We start from the raw sequence: 25,491 nt of genomic DNA, 5'->3' as shown, positions 1-25,491 counted from the left end.
TCAATTGAAGCCAGCGGGGTTTTGCTTTGGATTCAGGAAAACGCGAGACTACAGCTTTTCTGCAGCCAGGCAGAGTCTGTTATAATGCAGCCTCGTCCCACTTCAGTTTATCATGTTTGAGTTCCTGCTCTGTTTCAAAAAAGAGTTCCTGGAAGAGGCCCCTGAGCTGGCTCTGGTTGGCATCCCAATACTCCGCTTCAGAGACATTGACGCAGATCAGTGCCAGGTTGGGATCTGCAAAGCCCTGGGGAAACCACTGCTCCAGCTCCTCTGTCCAGAGTAACTCAATTTTCTGACTGTCGCGCACCAGCTCTGCCTGACCGGTGATCGAGATATAACGATCTCGCTCCGCATCTGCATACGCCAGATTGACTGCGCTTTGCTTTACGATTTCGCTGACTTTCGGATCGTCTGCGTGCGTAAAGAACCAGAGCTGTCCTTCAAACTCATGTTTTGCCGTAATCATAGGGCGGCTCCTTAAGCCACCGTCCTCCGACCGGGTCGTCAGCATCGCAATATGGATATCACGAATCATCTCACGCAGCGCCTCGATCGATTTCTGCCGCTCTCCTGAATCACTTACTTTCTGGTCCATTCTGCTACCTTGCCTTTCTGGAGGTAAGAAACTGACCGGCTGAAGACGGAAATATTTCATCCGCCTGCAAAGGTCAGCTCAACCACTTGAATCATAAATTCTCTCCAGTCCCTGATTCATACTGAATTGAGATCAGTGATTGATTTAAGCTATACACCCGCGACAAGCTGCTCGCCCGCTTCACGCCATGACTCTGCTCCACCTTCATAGTCAAATACATGCGTGAATCCAGCTGCTTCCAGCTTCTGAGCAGCCTGCGTGGAGGAATTACAATGTTCATTCGCGCAATACACGACCACGGTCTGATCTTTACTGCCCGCTGCCTGTTCAACTTGCGAAACAAAATCGTCTTGTTCCTGGGGGATATTAATCGAATTCGGGATATGTTCTTTCTGAAACGATTCCTGTGGTAATGTGTTTACCAAAATGCCTTTTTCATTGCGTTGCATTTTTCCACGTAACTCGGTGGTTGTTATTTGATGCATGATTCATCTCCTTCTTGAAATAATTCCATTACAAATCGGGTACATGAATCAGAGATTGCAAAAGGCATTCCAACAGAGGGCATTCCAATGAGATTCAGGGGCGGGGAAAAAAGTTTGTGTCGTGTGATGCAATTCTAAACCTGATCTGTGCAGCCCACGGATCCTGGACTGGGTGGGGGTTTGTTTCGAAGGGCATTTGGAATCTGAGATGTTGAACGGAAACGCGATAGATATTCTCACACAGAGCATGACAGTTTGACGCTGAGGCAGGACATTCTGACTGACTTCAAGGCGGGCTACTTCTCTCCTAAAGTATATATAAAGCAGAGCAGGATGCTGTTGTTCTCATTTAAACTGAATCGAGGTTCTCTCACCATATTATAAAATGATTGCTGTCCACATCATGTCATTACTTGATCTCTCACAAAATTCGATCTGGCTGAATCTGTTACTCTTTACCCTGTTTGCGGCGGGTGTCTGGTACGCGGGGTCAAAATTGAGTCTCTACGTGGATCTGATTGCCGATCGAACCGGAATTGGTCAAGCGTTTGCAGGTGCACTGCTGCTGGGGGGAGCGACCAGTCTGCCGGAACTGGCAACGACCATTTCCGCCAGTGCATCCGGCGCAGCTGAGTTGGCGGGCAACAACCTGCTGGGGGGAGTCGCTTTGCAGATCGCGGTGCTCGCCGGTATGGATATCGTCTGTCTGCGAAACCGACCGTTGACTTTTTTTTCGCCTAAAGCAGCGTTGTTGCTGCAGGGGGTTTTTCTGATCCTGATGCTGAGCCTGGTCATCATGATTCTGATGACAGGAGAATTAATCACACTGGCAGGGGTCGGGCTGTGGTCGATGATGCTGGTTGTGATCTATGGCTTCGGGCTCTGGTCATTTCATCGGTATGAAGGGGATCCCCGCTGGAAACCAGCGGGGGAACTGGAAGAACCCCCGGAGTCCAATCGGGATCTCAAAGACGCACATCAGGCAGAATACCAGTCGGTATCGACGGGTGCCCTGGTTCTCTGGTTTTCTCTGTCAGCGTGTGGAGTTCTGTTTTCAGGCTATCTGGTGGCGCGAACCGGAGAAGTGTTGTCAGAGCAGACGGGGCTGGGACAGAGCCTGATTGGAGCCACACTGGTGGCATTAGCGACGAGTCTGCCTGAAGTGAGTACGACCTGGTCTGCCATTCGCTTTGGCGCCTACAGTATGGCGGTTGCAAATATTCTGGGAACGAATGTGCTGGAAGTGGTACTCTTCCTGCCAGCGGATATTGCCTATCGTGATGGTTCTCTTATCGATGCCATGGATCCCTCTGCCAGTTTCCTGGCTGCGCTCGGGATCGTACTGACCAGTATTTATCTCTGGGGGATTCTGGAACGCCGCGATCGCACGATTCTGGGAATGGGATATGATTCAGCCCTGGTGCTGTTGTTTTACTTTGGGGGAATGGGTTTGTATTACTCGTTATCACTCTGAGCGATTCGTTCAGACACTATCTCGCTATCTTGTAGCGACTCCATGTCCGTTTGAGCTGGTCATCAAAATCCGCGCAGTTCAATCGCTTCTTTAACGCGTCGCGTGCCGATCGTGTAGGCCGCTTCCCGTCTGCTGCTGCCCGTGGACTCCGCTGATTCAGTCAACTGTTTCCAGGCATTGTGCAACGTTGATTCCAGTTTGTTATTCACTTCGCTTTCTTTCCAACTGTAGCGCTGTCGATTCTGAACCCACTCCAGATAAGAGACGATCACTCCCCCCGCATTCGCCAGCAGATCCGGAATGACAGGGATGCCTCGTTCCTGCAGGGTGGCGTCGGCTTCAGCCGTGACGGGGAGATTGGCTGCTTCTACTATCAATCGAGTGCGAAGTTGATCGACATTGTCCTGATGGATGGTTGCTTCGACAGCAGCGGGAATCAGAATATCAACGTCCAGGGCGAGGAGTTCTTCGTTAGAAATTTCTTCGGCAGAGAAGTCGATCTGCTGTAGTGTAAGATCGTCGTCAGATTCATTTCTCGATTTGATGATACCGGGGATATCCAGTCCGTGACCCTGGTAGAAGCCACTTTGTCGATTACTGATGGCGACCACTTTTGCACCGAAGTCATGTAGAAATTTCGCAGCATGGCTGCCTACATTGCCAAAACCCTGAATGGCGATACGAGCGCCCTGCACTTCGATCCCCAGCTTTTCACAGGCCCAGCAGGTCACCAACGCGACTCCCCGTCCGGTTGCTGCCAGTCGACCGGGGGAGCCTCCCAACTGGATTGGTTTTCCGGTGACAATTCCTGGCTCGTAACCATGATCCTTAGAATGGGCTTCCATGATCCAGGCCATTTCCCGGGGACTGGTTCCCATATCAGGGGCAGGGATATCCCGATCTGGCCCCAGCATTTCATCTAATCGATCCACAAACCGTTTGGTAAGAACTTCCAGCTCAGAACTGTTCAACTCATGAGGGTTGCAATTGATTCCTCCTTTGGCACCGCCGAAGGGAATATCAACCAGCGCACACTTCCAGGTCATCACAGAAGCCAGATCTCGAAAGTGAGCCAGGTCGACATCCGGGTGAAATCGCAGTCCCCCCTTAAAAGGTCCGCGACTGTGATTATGCTGTACGCGAAAACCGGTGTAGAGTTTCAAGCCTCCTTCATGACAGACCAGGGGCAGTCCAAATTTGACCTCGCGATAAGGGGTGATCATCAGGTGCCGCATTTCATCACTGACTCCCAGGCGGTCCAGGGCCTGGTGTAGAAACGGGCTGATAGCTGATTCCATTTTAGTTTCGTCCTTCTTTTTCCTCGAATCGAATGAACTCAGTTGTGCGACTCGCGATACCATACTTGTGGCGGCTGGCTGGCATAATTAGGAATCAGTGCGAACATCAGCAGCAACAGCCCGGTCAGAATGTAGTTCTGCAGTGCCGGAATCACCTGTTCGGGACTGGCAAAACGCCCGTAACAGATCATCAAAATCGCCAGAAAAGCGGTTGCCAGATGGATGTGTCGCAAAGGCTGCCAGTAAGAAAGCAGCGCAAACGAAATGATCAACAATGCGCAGAGCCAGTCCATAAACCAGAGCATGGTTTGTGACTCAGCATGTCCGAAAACAAACGGACTGATCGCCAGCCAGCAACCCAGCATGATTTCCACAACGCGCGACCACATCAGGTGCTCCTTTTTGCTGTTTTCAAAGCAGCGGTTACCATTTCACTGGCGATCTCGTCGGCGATCTCAGAGGGCTTGCCCCACAAAACGGACCAGACCAGTCGTTTGTCGTGTGTTCTTTTCCAGACCCGATACAGCAGCTTGAGAGAAGCAAATACTTCATCATAGGCCATGACCACCAGGATCAGCGAAATCAACGCTGTCAGCAGACAGAGGAAGCACCATTGTCCTACGATGGTTCCCTGGCAGATGACCAGGATGGCGCTGACCACTCCCAGCGGAATCACATCAATCCCAAACAGGATGACCAGCCAGGGGCGATACTGCCAGCGACGCGTCGATCCGGCCAGGCCAAAGATGGCATCACCGAGGTAAGCTAACGCACCCAGTGCTGCATCGGGGATGCCGAACCAGCGATGCATTCTTAACGCCACATCGGATTCCAGAACAAGTCGTGTCTGTTCTCCAAAGACAGGATCCCAGGGGGCATCAATCAAATGCCATTGAAACAACGCCATGTGTGTCGCCATGACAAATGCAATGATGGCGAGAATACAAATCGGAATCCGTTGCGACCAGGCTGACGGGTTATAATCAAACGGGGCAACGGCGACATTCAGGTCTGCCTGCTCCGCCGGAAAACCTTTGAGCGTGAGCTGGCTCATTTCCGAGTCCCCGCTGAATCTTCCTGATTGAGTTCTTCCGGAACGGGTAAGCCGTTAATCTGGTACCAGCGTTCCGGATCTGACTTGAGTCGTTCGGTCATTTCCGGGAGGGAATTGCGTAACTGGTGTTTTGGCTCCCATTCCAGAAATTCACGGGCATGCTGGATGCAGACCGGATAGTTCTGATCCGCCAGATCAATCATCCACGGCTTAATGAACGGGGCATCTTCCTCATTCGAGATCTGATCCTTAACCCAGGCACCCGCTTTGGCGGCCATCTTCGGAATCCGAATCGCGGGCCACTGGTCCCCATGCAGATACAGTCCCAGTTTATCCTGCAGTTCTTCGTAACTCATCAGATCCTCTTCGCCGATGATGAACAGGCTATGCAGAGGCAGATTGATTCTCTTTTCCACGACTGCCTGGAAGCAGGCAACCAGATCATCCAGGTGCAGGAATGACTGTCCGCAGCTCAGATCACCCGGGAAGAAATAACTTTCCAGCTGTTTTTCATAGACACGGGCGATCTGTTGAGAGATGGGGATGGAGTGACAGTCTTCATCATACACGCCCGCCAGACGCAGAATGACGGTAGGAATTCCCTTTGCTTCTTTCTGGATGACTTCTTCCGCAGCCAGTTTGGACTTTGGATAGTCCCACTCGGCATTGAGGGGAGACGTCTCATTGATCGGCTGACCCTTTTCAGAAGAAGCCTGTACCAGCAGTGAACTGGAAAATACAAACTGCTGGACTGTAAAGTTCTGAAGTCCGTGGAGTAATCGCCTGGTCCCTTCCACTGTCAGATCCTCGTAGAGGGGGCTCGGTTCACCAGAAAAGTCATAGTAGGCAGCCAGGTGAATGACACTGGCAATGCGATCACCGTGTCTCTGTTTCAGATTTTCCAGTGCGCGGGAGACGGCGGCATCGTCTGTCAGATCGCAGGGAATCCAGTCCGCCTGATGTTGTTCAGCCGGTAGAGGTTCCAGGTCGAAAGCGACGACATCATATTCTTCAGAAAACGTATTAACCAGTCGAGAACCGATCAGACCTTCGGCACCAGTGATTAATAGCACAGGTTTTTTTTGTATTGATTGATTCATGTTTTGCTCTCTTTCAATTGAGGTGAATAAAGCAAGATCACAGGAAAGTTACGCAACTGGAATGCCAACCATGTATTTTTGATCTGAAAACCTGCTGCAGCTGCAGTGATCAGCAATGCCTTAGCATCACATGGGTCAGGTTTGATATGAACCCGCACAGGTAATGGAAAGTGATCCTCAGCAGAGGAGACGAGACGATGCTCCGCTGGCGTATTTATGATTTTTTGTGCAATGGGGTAACGCAGTGACAGAATATCCGACAGTTTGTCGTATGGGGTGATCTGTGAGCGTTCAGAGTGGTCGTAAAACTGCCACAGTAGATTCGTCGAAAGTGCTGAAATCATTAGCTTTTCGAAATGGCACATGCTTTGCAAAACGTTCAACCCACTATTATCAAACTTTCATGGGGGAGCGGAGCATGTTGAAACAACAGACAATTCTAATCATAGAAAATACAACACCAGGGCGAGCTGTTCTATCTGATTTTTTAACCCAGCATAATTTTCATTCCATTACAGTCAGTCAGGAACAACTGGCTGTTCACCAGATCGAACAGAGTGTGGACCTGGTTCTGATTGATCTCGATCAGGGCGATCAGGATGCTCTGCAACAGCTACGATACTGGAAAAATCATAAACCGGAAACACCCTGTATTCTGGTGTCGAGTTCGGACAATATCGATACCGCAGTCGCAGCGATGAAGCAGGGGGCGGCTGATTATCTTCGTAAGCCGGTAAATTCCCAGAAACTGATCCAATCCGTTATTACCTGTATGCGTTCCACCCGGAATGCTGCGCCTGCTGTGAGTGCCTCCCAGCACAGACCTTCGCAACGTGGTTTTGAAAACATAGTGGGCCAATCCGGGGCGATGCAGGAAATATTTGAGGATGCCCGACGTGTGGCGCAGACAGACAGCACCGTGTTAATAACAGGTGAATCAGGCACAGGAAAAGAACTGATTGCCGAGGCCATTCATCGTAACAGCCCGCGGGCAGCAGAACCGTTTGTGACCGTGAATATGGCCGCCGTTCCGGAACACCTGGTCGAGAGCGAATTGTTCGGTCATACGAAAGGTTCGTTTACCGGCGCGACTGAATCCCGTCGGGGACGTTTTGAAGCAGCCCATCATGGTACTCTGTTTATCGATGAGATCGGTGATTTTAAATTGGAATCGCAGGCCAAGCTGTTGCGGGTTCTGGAAAATCACACGATCACGCCGATCGGCAGTAACCAGGATCGACATGTCAACGTACGAGTGGTCGCTGCAACCAGCCACCATCTGGAAAAGCTGGTTGAAAAAGGACGATTCCGGGAAGACCTGTATTACCGTTTGAATGTGATCAACTTGAAGCTGCCTCCCCTGCGTGAGCGGAACGAAGATATTGCACTACTGGTAGACAGCTTTATGAACCAGATCTGTCAACAGATTCAGCGGGAAAGACCGGAGTTGTCTGCGGAACTGCATCAATACCTGGTAAATCATACCTGGCCGGGAAATGTGAGGCAGCTGCGCAACTGTCTGGAAAGCATGGTGGTTCTCTCAAAATCTGGCCGGTTGACACTGGATGATCTACCTGACATGTTGCGGAATGGAGAGGGAGTCCATGATGGAATCGTCATTCCTGAAGGCATCCGTCTGGAAGAACTGGAACGTACGGCGATTCAGCAGACTTTGAGCCGAAATCATGGCAACCGCACACATTCCGCAAAATCTCTTGGTATGTCTGTCAGAACCCTGCAGAGAAAGCTCAAAGCTTGGGGAATCCGGGAACAAGCCAACTCCTTCGCACGAAATGGCAGCTCTTGATCGAGTCACATTGAATGATTAGAAAGCGAGTCGAGAAATACTGCGGTTGTCAAAATTGCTGTATCATCTATAAATCAGAACAATGGCTCAGATTTCTTTACTCCCATTTCAATCGAAAGCCTGATTATGTTTGGCTGGTTGCGTCGTGATCCGCGGAAAAAACTGGAAACTCAATATGCGCAGAAGCTGGAACAGGCCCGGGATGCCCAGCGTAATGGAAACATTCAGGGCTATGCGCAACTGATGTCGGAAGCGGAAGGAATTCTGCAGCAAATCGACAGTTTACCTGCATCGACCTCGGAAGCAGGCAAATAAAACAGCAGGATCTGTTTAATTTTTTAAGGTCACTGCAAACACCTCGGCGTGATCCAGATGCAGTCGCAGCATATATTTGCCAGCAGGCAGATCCTTCAAGGTCTGCTTTTTCCAGCCAACGGGATGCGTCAGGGAATCACCGGTTAAAGGCTTTGCGTCTGTTTTCGAAAAGCCGGGAACCCGGAAGCCGGCGGCTGTTAACAGTTCCACCTGGATTTTGCCCTTCGTTGCGTCCGCATTTACGGTGATCTCCTGAATGTCTTTCAGGTCCAGTGGCTTGAGTGTGACCTGTCCTATATTTTTCAGCGGTTTTTTTAAGGTGGACTGAGCGCTCAGTTCCACGGGGCGAATTCCCGCAAAGCGGTCCAGAGGCAGCGTTGCCAGTCCCACACCACTCTGCTGGCTGGCATCGGTCAGTTTCGATCCTCCCCCAATCGCACCACTGGTATAGCCTCCAAAATAAAAGCGAATTGAATCCTGCAGGAATACAGGCGTGGCATTCGTGAAAATGCCTCCGCTCGAAAATGGCTGTTGTGGAATGAACGAGAGTTCGCGACAGGGACGGTCCCAGTGGATGCCGTCGCGGCTGATCATCAGTTCGATATGCATTAAATCCGCTTTCGCTCCGACTGCTTCGCCGCGGGCGCGCAGAATCTGATTCAGGCAGAAATAACAATCGTTATAAAAGAAAACCGGCGAGTTATGAAATTCCGTGTTGGCAGCATCTTCGTCATCGGGCGAACAGACAATTTCGGGGGCCGACCAGGAGAGAAAATCCTTGCTGCTGGAACGGGCCATCGCGTGTTTCCAGGCCAGTCCTCCATCCGGTCCGTTCAACCAGCATTTTCCGTAGACGGCGTACTCTTTCTGTTTCGGATCATAAAACACGTCGACCGCATCGGACATCGACAGCGGCAGCAGCCACTGTTTGCGCATGAAGTTTTTACGTTTGTCCCACTGTTCCTTATACGGATCTTCTTCAGTGAAGAGGGGTTGTAGTGTGCGTCCGCCATAGGCGGTCTGGTTGAGCGGATTGCGTGACGATTTTGTCCAGTGGATACCATCGGGAGAAAAGGCGGCATGCCATCCGGGCCATTCCTGCTGATTTTCATCGGGAGAGAAATCGTAATACAGCATCTTATACCGTCGAGCAGGATCTGTTTCACCCGGTTCGTACAGAACTGAATTGCAGTACCGGTCTCCATAGCCTCCCGATGCCAGCAGTATGATATTGGTTTCCGGAAAAGATCCCTCCCAGGGTTTGCGGTCGGTTTTGAAATCGTGCAGTTTCAACATCGGCTTGGTAAAGTGGATGCCATCTTCCGATTCGGCATAGCAGACCACGCAGCGATGCGTTTTGCGCGGGTCGCGTTCACCGGCATACGCCTGGTACCACAACTGGTAGAGACCCGTCTGGGGATTACGATAAATCGAAGACCAGGCGATGGCCAGTTCCCACGGCTGATCTTCCCGTACGACCGGATTTTCTGCATATGCATTCGCATGATGAAAAACGCGCCTGGTCCCCGCGCGATATAATACGTGATGATCATCTACGAGTAACAGTGTTTTCTCACTGGAACCCGGTTCGGCTGCGTGTGAGACGGAGACGGTAATCAGCGGACAGACGAGGAACAGGCTCAGTTGGAAACAAAGTCGTGCGATTTTCAACATCGAGGGGTGTCCTGTATTACAAGAGGATTATTGCATTGCCTTTTCGAAAAAGTCGGCAGCCTGGATCTGCACGCTGCGCATGACTTCATCCGAGTGCGCGAGGTCATCCAGTATGATCAGCTCACATTGAAACTGCTTTTCTGTTAAGCGTTCAGCCAGTTTCTGACTGTGGCGGGGCAGCACGGTGCGGTCTTTGAGTCCATGGATCAGCATCACGGGGATTTTCTGAAATGTATCGACATTCTGAATTGCTGAGCTCACGTGATATGCGTCGGGAACCTGTTGAGGCGAGCCACCATACGCGGCAGAAACTGGCTTGGCATAGCGGGGATTCTCTCTAATCCAGTCAGCGAAATCTGTCATCGGCATCACGGCGCAAACGGAACGGATCAGATCAGGGCGATGCAGGGTGTAAGCGAGAGACGAGCCGCCCCCCATACTGGTGCCCATAATGTGTACGCGGCGCTGAGAAATCTTCTGTGCGGTAAGGACCTGTGCGGTCACGCCATCCAGCGCCTGTTTCGCGGCTGCATTCATGAAGTGCAGTTTTCCCAGTTCGGGGACGACCACGTAAAATCCGCGGCGGGAGAGTTCTTTGCGCAATTTCTGATAAGGTTTGCGTGAATAATTATAGCTCTTGAGTGATCCCCCGGCACCGTGCAGATAGATTAACAGCGAAGTCGGTTGTGAGTCTGATTTCTTAACTGGGTGGTACAGCAGATAAGGAGTGATTTTGCCCGTTTGTGGATCTGAGTACTGATGCCGCGTGATCTTTTCAGTGAAAGTCTCATCCGTTTCAGCAGTGAAGAGTGCGGAAGAACAGAATCCGATCAGAATTGCTGTGGTTGTTGCAATTCGAAACCAAACGGGAATAACGAAATATGGATTCATGCTGAAACTCGTTCGAGAGATTTGGTTGTCGTATTCAGGACTGGATCATCGCTTTCAATTCCACTTTCAGTTCGTTGAGACGGGCGAGCATCTCCTGGATAGCCCGCTGATGACGGTCGAGATCTGCCGACCCTTCCCGCAGGGGATCAAGCACGATCGCTTCATGTTTGAGATACTGTTCGCAGGCATAAGGAACAGCCGCAGCGACTTCAGGTGGAATGATGACCACGCCATTACAGTCGCCGTGCAGTAAATCGCCGGGATGAATGGTGAGTCCACCCACTTCGACAGGGACGCCGGTCGCTTCGAAGTGGCAGTACCCGTGTCCGCTCATAATACCATTGCTGAAACAGGGGAATTCGAGGGCGCGGACATTATCAATATCTCGGGCGGCGCCGGAGGTGATCAGGCCGACCGCGCCAAAAGTTTTATAGGTCAGGCACATCCCGTCGCCGAACGTCGCGCCAGCCGGCTGATCGTCCAGATCCTGGAAGACCACCACCGCGGGACCAGGTAACTCTGCGAAGGAACTAATGAGTCGCGCCGGGATGCCGGGGTCGATCGAACTGTCCACTGGAGCAGACGAACGAAAGGTGGTCGTCGCCGCATAACCGACCATTGGCGGCAGTTCCGGGAAGCAGGCGGCGATTTCCCGATTCATATATCCCACAGCTCGAGATCGGATCTCGAACAGTTCAATTGCGTTGCAGACTGTCGGGGTATCATAACGTCGTAATTCTGCCAGATCGGGGAGGGCAAGCATGATTGTTCTCAAAAATTGATTTGACATTGAAATCAGAATAGATACTATTTAATCATAAAAAAGTCAGTTGTAAATCAAAAAAACAGTCTTTAGTAGAAAATAAATAGTATATATGTCTGCCGAAATCAATTACCAGATTACCCAGTCTGACGATCTGGCAGAACGGATTCGGGAGCGAATTCAGTCCGAACGACTCGCAGACGGGGCGTTTTTCATGACCGAATCCGATCTGGCAGAAGAGTATCAGGTTTCTCGAACTGTCGCCCGGGAAGCAGTCAGCCGACTGACGGCTATTGGCCTGCTGGAAGGTCGCAAACGCATCGGCCTGATTGTACGCCGTCCCGATCCACTGCGGCTGCTGCAACTGGGACTGCCTTCTCTGTTTGATTCGGAACAGGATGTTTCCGAGTTATCGATGCTGCGGTATGTAGTCGAAATGGGAGCCGTAGATCTGGCGATTCGTAATGGCAGTGATGAGCAATGCCAGCAGCTCTGTGAACTGGCAGGTGAACTGGCAGCCGCGATTCGCAGTGATCAGGCGGAACGGATTGCAGAACTGGACATTACCTTTCACTCGCTACTCTTGCAGATGACGTCATCCAAATTGATTGCCGGCATGCAGCGGGTGCTGGTCAATTTCTTTCAATCGGTCTATCAGGAATATCAGTCCGATGAAACCACGGGCGAACGAATGATCTGGGAACACCAGGAGCTGGCAGTCGCGATTCGGGATCGCGATTCCAACCGGGCCCGTACGATGATGCAGATGCAGTCGCGTAACTGGCTGAATCAGAACAAGACTACTTGAAAATAATCCTGCAGATTATGCCTGAGGAATAATTTTATGAAAACGTGCTCGAAGAGACTGTTACTGGCTCTGGGTTTCGTAATGCAGACGGCAACGCTGTCGGCAGCTGAACCCGCTGTCGAACTTCATAAAACGAAAGCAGGAACGGAATTCGCAACCTGGGGACCGTTGCCGGACCAGCCTAAGCCGACATTCTTCATCCTGGCGGGGACAATGGAGAGTACGCTGGGCAGTCCCTATTTTCGACAGTGTGGCAACCAGCTGGCGGATGCCGGTTACCTGCTGGTCTCGGTCGATATTCCCTGTCACGGCAAACAGCATCGACCTCCCGAGCCTACGGGGTTAAGTGGCTGGGCTTATCGTTGTGAGCAGGGGGATGACTTCGTTGCCGATAATAACCGTCGGCTCAGTCAGGTACTTGATGAACTGATTGCCGGCGGTCAGACCAATCCGGACTATGTCGGTGTGTGTGGAACATCGCGGGGCGGTTACCTGGCGTTGCAGTTTGCAGCCCACGATCCCCGGGTGAAAGGAGTTGCCGCGTTTGCACCGGTGACAGACCTGACCGTCTTAAACGAATTCAAATCGCGTTCCAAAAATGAAATGGTGCAGTCGTTGAGTATGATTCGAAATTCGGAAAAACTTGCGGGGCGGCCCGTCTGGATTGTCATTGGCGATCGTGATGTGCGCGTCGGAACAGACGAATGCGTTGATCTGGCCCGCAGTATTACCAAGGCCGGACTGGAGAAAGGGGGGCAGAGCCAGGTCGATTTGCATGTGATTGCAGAGCCAAAAGGGCACACGGTTCCTGCGGGCTCTACTGATCTGGCGGCGAACTGGTTTCTGAAACGAGTGGGTACGCCTGATAACCCGCCAGCGAAATAAATGAATCTTTTCACAAGAGCGTTTTTCATGCGAAGATACTTCCTAAATCTGAATGGAGCTGGCTCCCGTTACCTGTCAGCAGTCCTGGTTCTGCTGGTCAGTAGCACTGCCGCTGCCCGCGACATTCATGTCGACCCGGACAAGGGGAATGACGCAGCGAGTGAAGGACCGCTCAAAACAATTCGGCAGGCAATTCGCATTGCGGAACCTGGTGACACGATTCATCTGCTGCCTACAGTTTATCATGAGTACGCGGGCTTTTATGGCAAGCAGGGAACACCGGAGAAGCCGATCACCCTCGACGGACATGGTGCGACCCTGGAAGGTTCCGATCCGATCGATGTGACACTGTGGGCAGAAGTCAAGCCGGACCTGTATCGCTGTGAGAATCTGATGCCTGCATTGAGCGATGCAATTTTACAGCGCTGGTTTTTTCTCTGGAACGGTAAGATGGTACACATGGGCCGCACATCGAAAGGACCCAGCAAAGATTTCAAAAAGCCTGAAGATCTGCAGCCGGGGGAATGGACGTTTGTGAAACAGACAGCACCAGCCGGGCAGACAGAACCGGCAGAAAAGAGTTCTCAGGTCACCGGTGCCTTTTATTTAAAACTCTCGTCGGGAGCCCAGCTGAGTGAGCAGAATCTTCGTATCCCGGTACGATCCGCCGGCGTGCAGTTTGGTGGTTCGGGAAAGAATCACAACGCGCATCTGGTGATTCGCAATCTGACCTGCACTCATCCCTATAACGACGGATTTAATATTCACGGACATTGTGAAAATGTGCTGTTTGAAAATATCCGCGCGATTGAATGTGGTGATGACGGGATCAGTGCCCACGAAACAGCCGAATACCGCGTCGATGGTTTTGTGTCGATTGGGAACTCGACAGGGATCTGTGACACCGGAGCCAGCCGAACCAGTTACAACCGGGTCTTTATCCGCGACTGTCTGGGCTTCGATCTGTTTTTTCTGGATACGGGCCGCTATACGCTGACCAATTCGGTCATACTTTCTTCGGCGGTACGAACACTGACACTGGTGGGCCGCGATGATCCGGATCAACCCTGTTCGCTGACCATGAAGAATGTCTTCATCCGCCGGGTGGCCGGTAAAAACGAAGTGCGTGTCTCCCGCAACTCTAGATTGGACGCCAGCCATGTGACGCTGATGGGACTGAACTTTCAGGCAACCGGCGGTGAGGTGAGTCTGTTTGATTCGCTGATTGTCAGTGCGGCTGTTCAGCCTGCTTCACACGCGGCGTACGACTATCTGGCGGCAGAGAATAATACAGAAGAACCATTAAAGCCAGAACTGCTGATTTGGAAAGATGTCAAATGGACGGCTGACCGAAACTGCTATGAACTGCAGAGCCTGCGAGTTGATAAAACTTTTTTTACTCCCGCACAGTTTAATCAGTTTCAACGGCTGACCGGACAGGAACAGCAATCAAAGTGGATCAGCAGTGTCACTGCTGAGACCGGATTCGGTGCTGATCTGGCAAAACTGAAACAGTCTACCATCCCAGAAAATGAACTTGAAACTCAACGTGTACGAACTCTCCTTCCCTGATGAACCTGAATAAAACGAAAGAGAAACGATGCCTGCCTCACCATTCTCTACTTTAAAACGATGCATGACAGCCTGTCTGTCAATTGTATTACTCTTGGGAGTATCTGCCGGGCTGTCCGCCCAGACGGTTTCAGTGGACCGCGGTCCGGAAGTGGACGAAGCGGTCTTCTTCCCATTCGATGACCACGCGATTCCCTGGCGAAACAATCTGCAGCTGACACCAGTGACGGCGGAGAAACATCCGGCGAATCCCGTGCTGCGTCGTGGACCGGAAGGCGCCCCCGATCACGGACATGCGATTCTATACGGCAGTGTGATGTACATGGACGGGAAATTTCGCATGTGGTACCTGGGGATGTTCGAGACCGCGATCAAAAGTGGCCAGGCGCCCGGCTGGTGGCGGCCCATGTGTTATGCCGAGAGTGATGACGGGATTCACTGGACGAAACCGAAACTCAATCTGGTGGAATTCAATGGAAATAAACAGAACAATATCTGTCTGATCAAGTCAGAAGTCCCCGCGCTGGTCAAGGTGAATGATTTTCTCAGTGTGATGTATGATGCCAATGACCCTGACCCGAAGCGCCGTTTTAAATGTGTCTATATAGCACATCCCCCGTTTGCCGAGGTGCGTGGCGGGCGGAGTAAAATCGGGCCGAACGAAAGTCGCTGGGGGGCTTTCGTCGCCGCGACCAGTGCCGATGGCTTAACGTGGGATGTTGTTGGTGACCGTCCCATGAATGCCGGAGGCGAACGATTCGAAGTCTCCAGCCTGTATCAGTTCGGAAACTTTTATTATGCCAATGGTCAGCTGCTTTCGCCCTGGACCTGGCGGATGGACGGGTCTGATGTCGGTCGGGTGATGCTGGCTTACCGATCTTCCGATTTCGATCACTGGTCCCGCGCGAAAGCGCTTTCGTTCGCACGGCCGGGCCAGTTGACCGCGAAACCCATTCCCGGTCAGCAGACACACATGGGGGCAGGAATCTGGAATCGGGGGAATGTGCTGGTCGGTCTGTACGGCATGTGGCAGGATGCACCGAAGAAACCACCAAAAGGCGAACATTGGAACAAAGGAGTGACAATTGATCTGGGACTGGTCGTCAGCGATGATGGCATTCACTTCCGGGAGCCTGTACCCGATCATAGTGTCATTGACCGAGGTAAGCAGGGTGAGTGGGATGATATCGCGCTGCTGCAGGGGCATGCATTTGTGAATCGGGGTGATAAAACATTGATGTGGTATTCCCACTGGGATACCGGTGGAAAACTCAAGAGTATGGAGATCGGACTGGCAACACTCAGACGGGACGGTTTTGGTTATCTCTCACCCAGGGTCGAAGACAGCTTAGCACACTTCGTGACGGCTCCCTTTGAAATCAGGGGAGAACTCCAACTGTTTGTGAATGTGGAAGGGGTCTCAACAGAGAATCCCTTAAAAGTGGAGCTGGTCGATGAATTCGACAAACCTCTGCCCGGTTACTCCGGTAAAGATGCTGCCCGCATCACGCAACCGGGAACCCGTACGCCGATTATCTGGTCTGGAAACAATCCGTTACCGGCCGGCAAAAAACTGGCAGCACGGGTTACATTTCCCCATTCCACAGAGACAAAGTTTTATGCATTGTATGCAGGCAAGTAATGCTGTCCGTGAAGTCTCAGTCCGACTCTTTGGGGGCGGGCCAGTTGAGGTGCTTGTGTAAGAAGTCATACGAACCCTGTTCGTGAATGGCATGCGGGCCTTTGATGAATTCGAGTTCCTGACGATCGCCGATGCCCAGTTGAGCCTGGTAGAGAAATCGTACCTTGGCATATTCCTGTGCGACGCGGTCATCAGGTTCGACGCCATCAAAGTGTCCGCGTTCGACCATGAAGGGACGCGGGCAGATAAGGGCGGCCATCTCGGCGTAGTTGAAGGTACTGCCCAGGTTCCATTCGAAGATTTCGTATTCCCCTTTGTTGGCATAACTGTAACGCAGCGAGCGCTGGTCGGTGGCGGCGTTCTTCCAGACCCATTCACCGAAGTCAGCTGAGCAGATCGACAGGGCATAGTTCTTGACCAGCGGAGGAATTCGCATGGCTGATTTTCCGCCATAAGAAATTCCGTAGAAGCCGATTCGTTTTTCATCGACAAACGGCAGTGTCGAAAGCCAGTCGGTGATCTGCTGATGCTGGGGGACTGCGATGGAAAACAGGGTTCGGCCGATGGACTGGGATTTGAACTGCAGTGTGCGAAAGCGATCGAACAGCACATACGGGTTCTGAGGAGCGAAGGTGATGAAACCCCGTTCTGCCAGATGCGTGGCGAACGATTTATAAGCGCGGTATCCTTCTTCTCCGACCGTATGCTGGGGACGTCCTTCCAGTCCATGCTGGCAGACGACGACAGGCCGCTGTTCTGATCCATCCAACTTCATGTCTTTGGGTAAGGTCAGAATGCCATAGGCGGTGACGTCGGGGAAGACATCCATTTCGACTTCGTAGCTGATCGTCTTTGGACCGACCTGGAATTTTCGGCTGCGGGCATTATCGGGCAGCAGTTCCAGGTCAAAAGCACCGATCACGTCATCGCGAAAGATCTTCCGATAGGGTTCCACAGATTTTTCAAAGTTTTCCAGCGAATCGGTTTTAAGGTCCTTCATGAATTCGATGCGGCTTTCGTAGGCCAACTGCAGCAGACGCTGATTATGCCTGAGGATTTCTGCCAGCTGATCGTCGTGTCGTTTGTTTGCCTGTGCGCGTGATTTGAGTTCAAGTGGTTTGGAGACCGCTGCCAGTCTGGCATCAGCGTCCAGGCTCTGAATCAAAGCTGTCAGTGTTTCCTGAGAGACGGGGACCTGCGAATCCACGAGTGTCAGAGTGGGTGCCTGTGGTTTCAACGCAGCGGTGAATTCCCGGGCGCGGGCGACTTCGGTTTTGACTTCGTCTTTATCGGGGACCAGTAACCGTCCCGGCTTGCCTTTCAGGGGGGGATAACCATCCTGCTTGGCTTCGAGTTCGCCCCAGGCTGTTGTGCGAAAACCGTATTCGGGATATTTGCCCGATTCGATGATCAAAGTCCGCGGAGCGACGAGGCTGGCGATTTCCGCATCACCGAATACATTGAGCAGGCCGAAGACATTCCGGTCAGCAGGTTCTTCCCAGAGAAACTGTCGCGAACTGAAATAACCGCAGACAGCCGCGGCATCGATCCGCGGATCCAGGGCTGCCGCATATAATGCCAGCCGTCCCCCTTCACCCCAGCCGATGACTCCGACAGGGCGTTTCTCATCACCACTGGTCTGTTTGAGAATACTCACGCCCGCCATGACTTTCTGAGTTTCATAACCGGCCAGTGTGCGACCCAGTTCGAAAGAAGGCCGGTGCGCCCATTCGCGGTTGCTCATCTTCCATTGATTGGTTTCCCGATTGATCAGCGTGGGAATCAACACGCGAAAACCGGAACGTACCAGTTGCCGCGCATAGGCATCAGCCGGATTTTTCGCATAGACCAGGTCTTCAGGGATCTGCTCGGCTTCGGGGATCGCAACGATGTCGCCACGAATCTTTCCTTTGGGGACCAGCAGCAGGCCTGTACCCTGCATGTCATCCAGTGTCGGCCAACTGACTTCGTACAGAGTGAATTCGTCCGATGGCTGGTCGGAAGAATCGCCAATATAAGAGATGCGTCCGGTAATCAGCGGATCAGTCATGCCGAGCATCGCGGAAAGTTCCGACTGTTTGTCGGCGATCGATTTGGTATAGGCTTCCGGAGAAGAGAGATCCCGGTTCCACAGCTCAGGTCGTTCATTCGCTGCCTGCGCGATCTGTTTGAGCAGAAACTTATCGATGCCGGCAATCATTTTTTCGCTCAGATCGCCTGGAAAGATGAGTGGTTTTGTATGAGGCAGAGGTCGGGGATCGGGGGCTGGCTGCAATACGGCCCAGGGAGGTGTTTCTGTTTTTTCACCTGCAATTGACTGAGAGAGGAAAAGTGTCAACAGGCTGACTGCAAGCGAGGCGAAGGTGACAAGAGTGGTCAATCGAAGTATGCTTATGATTTTCATGGAGATTCCCTGGCTGGATTCAGTTCCGTGTCTCGTGAGGATCCGTATTGGTTGATGATACCCCTGTCACTGCTGCAGGGGCAATCAATTCATCTGTTTTTTTCTGATTTGTAAGATCAGGCAGAATGAAAATCTGCTGCTTATCATCAGATAGAAACGATCTGGTCTGGTATATGCTTTGTCTTACCTGGTCGCACTGTGGCATAATCTTTTGAGATTGAAGTGAAAACTCTTTTTTGTAATGCATGTTTCGGAAGCGGGAGTTAATGAATGATGACAGCAAGCAGGGTGCTGGTTTTTCTACTGGTTACTGGAGTCTGTTCTCTCGTCTGTGTTGCGCAAGAAAAAACGCCTGAAGAGCCTGTCAATCCACCGCCGGCGGAGTCGCTGCCAGCTCCGAAAGCGGTCAATGTGACGCCCGAAGTCGCTGACTCTGAAATCTCAACCCGGTTGACTCGGATTCTCAAAGCCACCGAGTGGTTTGAAGACCCGCTTGTCGAAGTCGATGAGGGAGTCGCCTTTCTAACTGGTTCCACCAATGATGAGAAATACCGCCAATGGGCCGGCGATCTTTCCCGGAATACACAGGATGTGGTCGCTGTCGTCAACCGGATTGAAATCAGGCAGCCGGACCTGTTTGATTTGAGTGCCTCGTATAGTACGGTCAAATCCATCATGCGTAAGACGGTACAGTCCATTCCCATCATCCTGGCGGCGCTGCTGGTGCTGTTGTTTACGTTTCTTGCGATGTATATTTCAGGCCATGTTGCCGATTACACGATTCTCAGCCGGTTTCAAAATAAACTGCTGCGTGGCGTGGTTCGCAAAGGGTTGTTACTGCTGGTCTTTCTGCTGGGAATTTACCTGGTGCTGCAGATTGCCGGTCTGACGCGGCTGGCAGCAACGGTACTGGGGGGAACGGGTTTATTCGGCCTGATTGTCGGGATCGCGTTTCGGGATATTGCGGAGAATTTCCTTGCCAGCATTCTGATCAGCATGCAGAACCCGTTTCGCTATGGTGACCTGATTGAAGTGGAAGGGATTCAGGGGTATGTACAACGTGTGAATACGCGTGGAACCCTGCTGATGTCGCTGGACGGCAATCATATTCAGATCCCGAACTCAATTATCTATAAAAGTAAGATTCTGAATTTTACCTCGAACCCCAAAGTGCGGCTCGATTTTATGGTGGGGGTGGGCTACGACGTTCCCATTAACGAAGCGCAATCGATCGCTAAAGAAATATTGGAATCGCATCCGGCTGTTCTGGACGATCCCGAACCGACGGTGCTGGTCGAGGGACTGGGGTCTTCGACTGTCAATCTGCGTCTGTATTACTGGATCGACGGTCACAAATTCAGTGTCTTGAAAGTCAATTCCTCGATGATGCGACTGGTGAAGACGAAGTTTGAAGAGCGGGGATTCTCCATGCCGGACGACGCACGAGAAGTGATCTTTCCCCAGGGAGTGCCTGTGACAATGGTGTCCGCAGAGGAAGCAGCAGCCGCAAAACAGGCTCCCTCTCAGCAACCGGTTCAACAACCATCCCGCTCACCGGTTGAGATTCAAGATGAGGAGACCGTGACCGATGCGGAAGGCAGCCTGGCAAGTGAATATAATGAGCTGGAGCGACAAAGCCAGCAGTCACGCGATCCTGAAGAAGATTCGACGGATCTACTATCTACATGAGCAGATACTGAGAGGCTCGACTGTGTCCAGTTTTATTGTCGTGTCTCCAGGACCATTTGGGTTGAATATAATAGACCGACTGACGCTATGGTTAAATGCGATGCGCTCTGGTGGAAGGTATGTGATTTGTTTCCGGTCAAGCACAGAAAATAATTGATCTTCTGTTCAGAATTCACTAGACTGAGACCGTACCAATTGCATCCTTCGCAGACAGCGGCTCAAGAAAACTGTCGGGGGTGTCTTCGATTGTCACTGACTCCGGTGGAGCTGAATTTATGCTGACAGTGAATGGATATGCGAAACAGGTTTGTTCTGGTCTGACGCGACGCGAAGCGTTGCAGGCTGGCGGTGCGGGATTGTTCGGATTGAGTCTGCCGGGCGTGCTCGCCGCCGAAGAAGTTGCCGGTGCATTTCAGAACGGGCGGGCGAAGTCGGTAATATTCCTGTTTCTGTTTGGTGGCCCCAGTCAGTTGGAATCATTCGATATGAAGCCGGAAGCCTCCAGTGGCATTCGCGGCCCTTTTCATCCCATCGACAGTCGCACACCGGGTCTGCACATCAGCGAGTATCTGCCTCAAACGGCGAACATATCCGACAAGCTCTGCGTGATCCGCACGATGACGCATCCACATAATGATCATAATGCCTGCCATTATATTCAGACGGGTCACAAGTGGACGCGTTCTGCCGCCGATGGGGGTGATGTCAATGCCCGGGGGACGGACTGGCCGGCGATGGGAAGTGTGGTGGAATACCTGTCCCGCCAGAGTCCTGATGCCCACCAGCGAGCGCTGCCCGATTATGTCTATCTGCCCAATCGACTGGGAGTGCTGCAGGGGCTGGAACGAACCGGGCAGCATGCGGGCTGGCTGGGTTCGGCTTATATCGCGTTCGCCACGGATATTCGCAAACGCAATGCCGCAGACAATCCGTACTTCCGCGACTGCACGGATGCGGAACTGGATTTCCGGATTCGCGGTCTGGCGACGAAAGAAGAGATGACCCTGGATCGACTGAACCGTCGCAGCAGTCTGCTGCAGCAGTTTGACCAGGCTAATCGGGATTTTCACGAAGACCATCAATATAAAAACTATGATCGCATCCAGCAGCGGGCGTTGTCACTGGTGACTTCAGAAAAGATGCGGTCCGCGTTTGATATTCAGCAGGAATCAGCAAAACTGCGTGACCGCTACGGGCGGCATCTGTTTGGTCAGTCGACTTTGATGGGGCGGCGGATGATTGAAGCGGGAGCCCGTTTTGTGACCGTCTGCTGGGATGCCCCCGATGGTTACAGCTGGGACTCGCATCGCAGTGCGCATCATCTGCAGCATCACCTGCTGCCCGGATTTGACCAGGCGTATTCCGCGCTGCTGACCGATCTGGAAGAGCGGGGTCTGCTCGATGAAACGCTGGTGGTTGCCGTGGGCGAAATGGGGCGAACTCCCCAAGGGACTGCGGCGTGGGGTCGCGGGCACTGGTCGCATTGTTTTCCCTGTCTGCTGGCGGGCGCGGGAGTGAAGGGGGGAATTGTGTATGGAACTTCCGATGCAGAGGCCGCGTATCCTGTAGACAACCCGGTCACCCCGGAAGACCTGGCGAAGACAATCTACTGGTCGCTGGGCATCGACCCCGAACTGTTTCTGCCCGACCGCGAAGACAGACCGATTCCCATTATCGAAAGCGGCACACCGCTCAAACAGTTGTTTGGGTAAGCTCGCAGCGGGGCCGTTTCCTTAATAGATGTACTGCAGACGTCCGCCGATGACATCAATGGGAAGATCGTCAGTGGTCGCGTTATTAATGAAGCCGTGAACGTAATCAAATTTGACGCTGAGCTGATCACTCAGGTACCAGTTGAGTACCAGTTCGGCGGAGTTCATGCGTCCGCCCGTCACATTTTTATCGTTCAGATTGAGGAAGGTGCCCCGCGCGGCCAGTTCCCAGGCACCCCAGCCGCCGTCAAAAAAGCTGTGCAGCGGTTTGACGGAATCAAAGACGCCTGCCTTGCGATTGTAGGGTTTGGATTCGCCCGTAAAGAACCAGCCGGCCTGGGCGTATCCGCCGTAAAAGACCAGCGGGGGGCCGCCCATCTGATTGACCAGGGCATAGGTGAGTTCGGCCTGATAATTGAAACGGCCATGCGACCCGGCCAGTTCGAAGTTAAACAGGTTGACGCTTTCTGCGGGGACATTACCCGTGTCAACGAGTTGCGGGGGACCTGACGAATTGATGCCCGGTTCCTGGTTGGTGAAGAAGCTCAACTTGGAATCGTAGCGAACCATCTTATCAAACGGCTGCAGGACGCTGTAATTCAAACCGGTGTGCAGCAGATCGCGGCCGTCGTCTTCGTACCAGTGCAGATACGTGGTGCGAGCAGCGAAGCCCTGGCCGTCGGCGTTGTGATTCAGATCGAAGCCTCCCTTGCCGACGAGGAAGCCGGCGAGTGACCAGGTACCCCGTTCTTCTTCCAGCGTGCCATCTGCCCAGATGCCGACCTGCCGAAACGGGGAGAAGGTAAAAAAGGGAGCCCGTTCGGCAAAGGTGAAGTTTTTGGAACTGGTGAGTGCTTCCATCTGGAAAGGGACTTTCGTGGTCCCGACGATCAGGCGATCGGCGTAGGGACGATCACGGAAATCCAGGTAGACATCGCGAGCCGCGGGAGGGGATGTGGCGAATTCGACATCCATTTTATAGCCGACGTCCGTTGCGAGATCTCCTGTCAGCGCGAGCCGCGCACGACGGACGGCGGTGCGGTTATTAATATCCCCGAACGCTGCCATGGACGCCGGTGACTGTTCGAAAGCCGCGGAGTCGATCTGGATGAAGCCACTCAGTTCGCCGGTCGGGTAATCGCCGTGCTCATCCAGGCCGGTTACACAGGGAATGAGTTCTTCGTCACAGGCAGGGAAGGGACTGACGAACGTTGTATCGGTTGGCAGCGAATCGGTGAGAGGCGGCGGCAGTGCGTCTGCGCCTGGTTCCTGCGCCAACAGAGGATTGATATAGAGCGCGAGACAACATCCCAGCAGCGACAACCAGCGTCGGAATCGAGCGGGGTGCCGGAACACATTTCGCGATTGATCCTGCTGTCGTTCCATCGGGCGGGATTTCGAATCTGTGGCCGTGAATGTTAATATTATTGAAACCGAACTGCTGCTGAGGACCTTCCCTGAATCCGGTCTGTCGCGCGCAGGCGCAGACCGTGTCCGCAGCAGCAGGGCTGCTTATTTTATCGGTTACGGGAATTGGAGCACTGCAGCGACAGGAAACGCAGGCCGAAGTACTTTGCTGAAAAGCGGTCAAAGTGAGAAGGTTGCGTTAAAGACCGCGGAAGCTGTGCGGGTTATTCCGGTTGTACGTGATGATGTCCACGTTCAAACAGAATAAATTTCAATTCAAATGATACATAAATAGAGAGGTAAGTGATTGATGTGAAAATGCGAAGTGAAGTCTGATGATTCTTGACTTGGGATCGGTTACCGGGAATTTTTGATTTGTTTAGACGTACTCGGATAAGCTTATTCACTCTTTAAATAATTTATTGACGACGTAGTCTATCCAATTTCAAAAGCGATATTAACATCATCACTATTTTCAGCAGAACTTTTGAAAGCAGTAATTCCACCGTCTGCGGAAATCTTTATCGCTATACCGAGTCTTGCTAATGAAATCGCGGAAGCTCTCCTAGCCCCACCTCTACTACCAGAGGGAACTTTAACAATTGCCCCAACTGCAAGTACATTACCATCGTGATCAATTATTGTTGCACCATCAATTGCCGCGAGTTCTTGCCTTAAACGCCGATCTATCTCGTGGAAAGGTGAATTCACGATTGTATCTATACAATGCGATTTAGGCCCAATTCTTAATTTTAGTAAGTCGTCATTGTGTACTATTTTATTTAGTTGGTGCTTACAACTACTCTTTACGATTGAAATGCAACCACCGGTGCGACTAAATCCTACATCTAAGCAAGTCTCGTAAACTGACATACGTAATTCAGGACTACCAATTCTACCCATTAATTTAGTAATTGAGTCATGAGTATAATGAACCCATTTGCCACTTCTCTTAGCGAATTCTAGATGTCCATTTCGGAAGACTAGAATCTCTCCTCTTCGATTTAAACAAAAGAGCGACTTAGGACCAATTGACCATTGCGCTAATGCAAGCATTCTGTAAGGTGCTATGGAGTTTATTTCTGAGTATGTAACCGCTTCAAATGATGAAATATGTAGATCTGAGTCTACTACTAAAATTGTATCTACGCTAGACGTTAAAACAGCGCTGAAATCCACAGACCAAATTTCATCAAGTGTTGGGCCTCTGCTATCAGTAATACTAGGATCGAAACCAATAGAAGCACTAATATTCTGACCTTCGTAAGTTTGTGATGCCCAGTTCTCAAGTTGTTGGATAATTTTTACACATGTGCCAACCGGTGAATCAGTATGGCCACTGACGTAGTTTGCAATAGATAGAGGGATTAAGCCTTCTAGAAGTTGATTAAAGAAAGTTCTGTTTTGTAGATCAAATATTCCATTTATTACTCCCATAAAGTGAGACATGAAAACTACGTCTGTATGAGAAAATGGCTGACTACGTTGAATTAGCAAACGATAATCAGCGGTTCTACCAGGCCATAGAATGATTTTATTTGGGGTTTTAAACGAAGCGAGATCGACTCTACGGTTTAGCTCAATTGAGTCTGGAAGTAATTCGGTTCCCGGGAACATTGGAAGCAAGTATTTAGATACAATATATCGCAGTCTAGTTTCATCCATTTACAAGTATCCATTTGATAAAAGTAGCTCAGAAATAAAGATAAATATTCTGATTTAAATAATAAAAACAGATTAGGATTTCGATTTTACAGTGGTTTTTCTACTAAGAAAAATTCTAAAAATAATTGAGACGATTTGGCATAGTTTAATATTAAGTTTTAAGATTCTAGTGATGGATCAAAATTGTCTTTATGTCTATAACTAAGGGTTTTAACTATACTAGAACACAATAAGTTTGGCTTGTATATGTT

23 protein-coding genes are annotated in these 25,491 nt (G+C 51.4%); 10 read left to right on the top strand and 13 right to left on the bottom strand.

The annotated features are described in order from the left end of the window. Positions 1-79: 79 nt before the first annotated feature. Positions 80-595, bottom strand: coding sequence for a pyridoxamine 5'-phosphate oxidase family protein (locus GmarT_RS20245; RefSeq protein WP_002644097.1), 516 nt, complete (start codon positions 593-595; stop codon positions 80-82). 149 nt (positions 596-744) lie between these two features. After that, positions 745-1,080: a rhodanese-like domain-containing protein gene (locus GmarT_RS20240; protein WP_002644098.1), complete on the bottom strand. Its 336-nt coding sequence runs from the start codon at positions 1,078-1,080 to the stop codon at positions 745-747. A 403-nt stretch (positions 1,081-1,483) separates the two neighbouring features. On the opposite strand from GmarT_RS20240, the gene GmarT_RS20235 reads away from it, so the two are divergent. Further along, entirely contained in the window at positions 1,484-2,554 is a 1,071-nt protein-coding gene (locus GmarT_RS20235) for a sodium:calcium antiporter (RefSeq protein WP_044236292.1), read from the top strand. A gap of 62 nt (positions 2,555-2,616) precedes the next feature. Here the strand turns inward: GmarT_RS20235 and GmarT_RS20230 are convergent, their stop codons facing one another. Genes GmarT_RS20230 through GmarT_RS20210 form a run of 5 tightly spaced genes read right to left on the bottom strand, consistent with a single transcriptional unit; the run spans position 2,617 to position 6,350 of the window. Beyond that, positions 2,617-3,852: a Glu/Leu/Phe/Val family dehydrogenase gene (locus GmarT_RS20230; protein ID WP_002644100.1), complete on the bottom strand. Its 1,236-nt coding sequence runs from the start codon at positions 3,850-3,852 to the stop codon at positions 2,617-2,619. Positions 3,853-3,890: 38 nt separating this feature from the next. Beyond that, the gene (locus GmarT_RS20225) at positions 3,891-4,241 is read right to left on the bottom strand and encodes an SPW repeat domain-containing protein (protein WP_002644101.1); all 351 of its coding nucleotides are present in this window, start codon (positions 4,239-4,241) and stop codon (positions 3,891-3,893) included. Continuing rightward, positions 4,241-4,906 carry a vitamin K epoxide reductase family protein gene (locus GmarT_RS20220; RefSeq protein ID WP_002644102.1) on the bottom strand — a complete coding sequence of 222 codons (666 nt, stop codon included), beginning with the start codon at positions 4,904-4,906 and terminating at the stop codon, positions 4,241-4,243. Before GmarT_RS20220 ends, GmarT_RS20225 begins: the two co-directional genes overlap by 1 nt. Next, positions 4,903-6,006, bottom strand: coding sequence for an NAD-dependent epimerase/dehydratase family protein (locus GmarT_RS20215; RefSeq protein ID WP_002644103.1), 1,104 nt, complete (start codon positions 6,004-6,006; stop codon positions 4,903-4,905). The genes GmarT_RS20220 and GmarT_RS20215 overlap by 4 nt, the downstream gene beginning before the upstream one ends. Further along, entirely contained in the window at positions 6,003-6,350 is a 348-nt protein-coding gene (locus tag GmarT_RS20210) for a hypothetical protein (RefSeq protein ID WP_044236166.1), read from the bottom strand. Before GmarT_RS20210 ends, GmarT_RS20215 begins: the two co-directional genes overlap by 4 nt. 74 nt (positions 6,351-6,424) lie before the next feature. Between GmarT_RS20210 and GmarT_RS20205 the strand changes: the two genes are divergently transcribed. Continuing rightward, positions 6,425-7,813, top strand: coding sequence for a sigma-54-dependent transcriptional regulator (locus GmarT_RS20205; RefSeq protein WP_002644105.1), 1,389 nt, complete (start codon positions 6,425-6,427; stop codon positions 7,811-7,813). 126 nt (positions 7,814-7,939) lie between these two features. Then, a complete protein-coding gene (locus GmarT_RS20200) occupies positions 7,940-8,128 on the top strand; it encodes a DUF6435 family protein (protein ID WP_002644106.1) in 189 nt (62 codons plus the stop codon). Positions 8,129-8,143: 15 nt separating this feature from the next. On the opposite strand, the gene GmarT_RS20195 is transcribed toward GmarT_RS20200, so the two are convergent. Genes GmarT_RS20195 through GmarT_RS20185 form a run of 3 tightly spaced genes read right to left on the bottom strand, consistent with a single transcriptional unit; the run spans position 8,144 to position 11,456 of the window. Continuing rightward, complete coding sequence (locus GmarT_RS20195) at positions 8,144-9,802, bottom strand: hypothetical protein (RefSeq protein ID WP_002644107.1); 1,659 nt, start codon at positions 9,800-9,802, stop codon at positions 8,144-8,146. 27 nt (positions 9,803-9,829) lie between these two features. Further along, positions 9,830-10,693, bottom strand: coding sequence for an alpha/beta hydrolase family protein (locus tag GmarT_RS20190; protein WP_002644108.1), 864 nt, complete (start codon positions 10,691-10,693; stop codon positions 9,830-9,832). A 34-nt stretch (positions 10,694-10,727) separates the two neighbouring features. After that, positions 10,728-11,456 carry an RraA family protein gene (locus tag GmarT_RS20185; protein ID WP_002644109.1) on the bottom strand — a complete coding sequence of 243 codons (729 nt, stop codon included), beginning with the start codon at positions 11,454-11,456 and terminating at the stop codon, positions 10,728-10,730. A gap of 112 nt (positions 11,457-11,568) precedes the next feature. On the opposite strand from GmarT_RS20185, the gene GmarT_RS20180 reads away from it, so the two are divergent. Genes GmarT_RS20180 through GmarT_RS20165 form a run of 4 tightly spaced genes read left to right on the top strand, consistent with a single transcriptional unit; the run spans position 11,569 to position 16,363 of the window. Next, positions 11,569-12,264: a FadR/GntR family transcriptional regulator gene (locus tag GmarT_RS20180; protein WP_002644110.1), complete on the top strand. Its 696-nt coding sequence runs from the start codon at positions 11,569-11,571 to the stop codon at positions 12,262-12,264. Positions 12,265-12,300: 36 nt separating this feature from the next. After that, complete coding sequence (locus GmarT_RS20175) at positions 12,301-13,149, top strand: alpha/beta hydrolase family protein (protein ID WP_002644111.1); 849 nt, start codon at positions 12,301-12,303, stop codon at positions 13,147-13,149. A gap of 27 nt (positions 13,150-13,176) precedes the next feature. Next, complete coding sequence (locus GmarT_RS20170; protein ID WP_149303168.1) at positions 13,177-14,721, top strand: right-handed parallel beta-helix repeat-containing protein; 1,545 nt, start codon at positions 13,177-13,179, stop codon at positions 14,719-14,721. A gap of 28 nt (positions 14,722-14,749) precedes the next feature. Further along, the gene (locus GmarT_RS20165) at positions 14,750-16,363 is read left to right on the top strand and encodes a glycoside hydrolase family protein (protein WP_149303166.1); all 1,614 of its coding nucleotides are present in this window, start codon (positions 14,750-14,752) and stop codon (positions 16,361-16,363) included. A 16-nt stretch (positions 16,364-16,379) separates the two neighbouring features. Here GmarT_RS20165 and GmarT_RS20160 read toward each other — a convergent pair whose 3' ends face one another. Then, positions 16,380-18,767: a dienelactone hydrolase family protein gene (locus GmarT_RS20160; RefSeq protein WP_002644114.1), complete on the bottom strand. Its 2,388-nt coding sequence runs from the start codon at positions 18,765-18,767 to the stop codon at positions 16,380-16,382. 270 nt (positions 18,768-19,037) lie between these two features. On the opposite strand from GmarT_RS20160, the gene GmarT_RS20155 reads away from it, so the two are divergent. Further along, on the top strand, positions 19,038-20,456 hold the full coding sequence (locus GmarT_RS20155) for a mechanosensitive ion channel family protein (RefSeq protein ID WP_002644116.1): 1,419 nt from the start codon (positions 19,038-19,040) through the stop codon (positions 20,454-20,456). 275 nt (positions 20,457-20,731) lie between these two features. After that, positions 20,732-22,168: a DUF1501 domain-containing protein gene (locus GmarT_RS20150; protein ID WP_044236297.1), complete on the top strand. Its 1,437-nt coding sequence runs from the start codon at positions 20,732-20,734 to the stop codon at positions 22,166-22,168. A 21-nt stretch (positions 22,169-22,189) separates the two neighbouring features. Here GmarT_RS20150 and GmarT_RS20145 read toward each other — a convergent pair whose 3' ends face one another. After that, positions 22,190-23,554 (bottom strand): OprO/OprP family phosphate-selective porin, encoded by a 1,365-nt coding sequence (locus GmarT_RS20145; RefSeq protein WP_002644118.1) that lies wholly within the window; start codon positions 23,552-23,554, stop codon positions 22,190-22,192. Positions 23,555-23,573: 19 nt separating this feature from the next. Between GmarT_RS20145 and GmarT_RS20140 the strand changes: the two genes are divergently transcribed. After that, the gene (locus GmarT_RS20140; RefSeq protein ID WP_002644119.1) at positions 23,574-23,843 is read left to right on the top strand and encodes a hypothetical protein; all 270 of its coding nucleotides are present in this window, start codon (positions 23,574-23,576) and stop codon (positions 23,841-23,843) included. A gap of 167 nt (positions 23,844-24,010) precedes the next feature. Here the strand turns inward: GmarT_RS20140 and GmarT_RS20135 are convergent, their stop codons facing one another. Continuing rightward, positions 24,011-25,240 (bottom strand): hypothetical protein, encoded by a 1,230-nt coding sequence (locus tag GmarT_RS20135; RefSeq protein WP_002644120.1) that lies wholly within the window; start codon positions 25,238-25,240, stop codon positions 24,011-24,013. Between the last annotated feature and the right edge of the window lie 251 nt (positions 25,241-25,491).

It is taken from the genome of Gimesia maris, assembly GCF_008298035.1.
GTDB lineage: Bacteria > Planctomycetota > Planctomycetia > Planctomycetales > Planctomycetaceae > Gimesia > Gimesia maris.
This window is presented reverse-complemented; position numbering and strand designations above follow the sequence as displayed.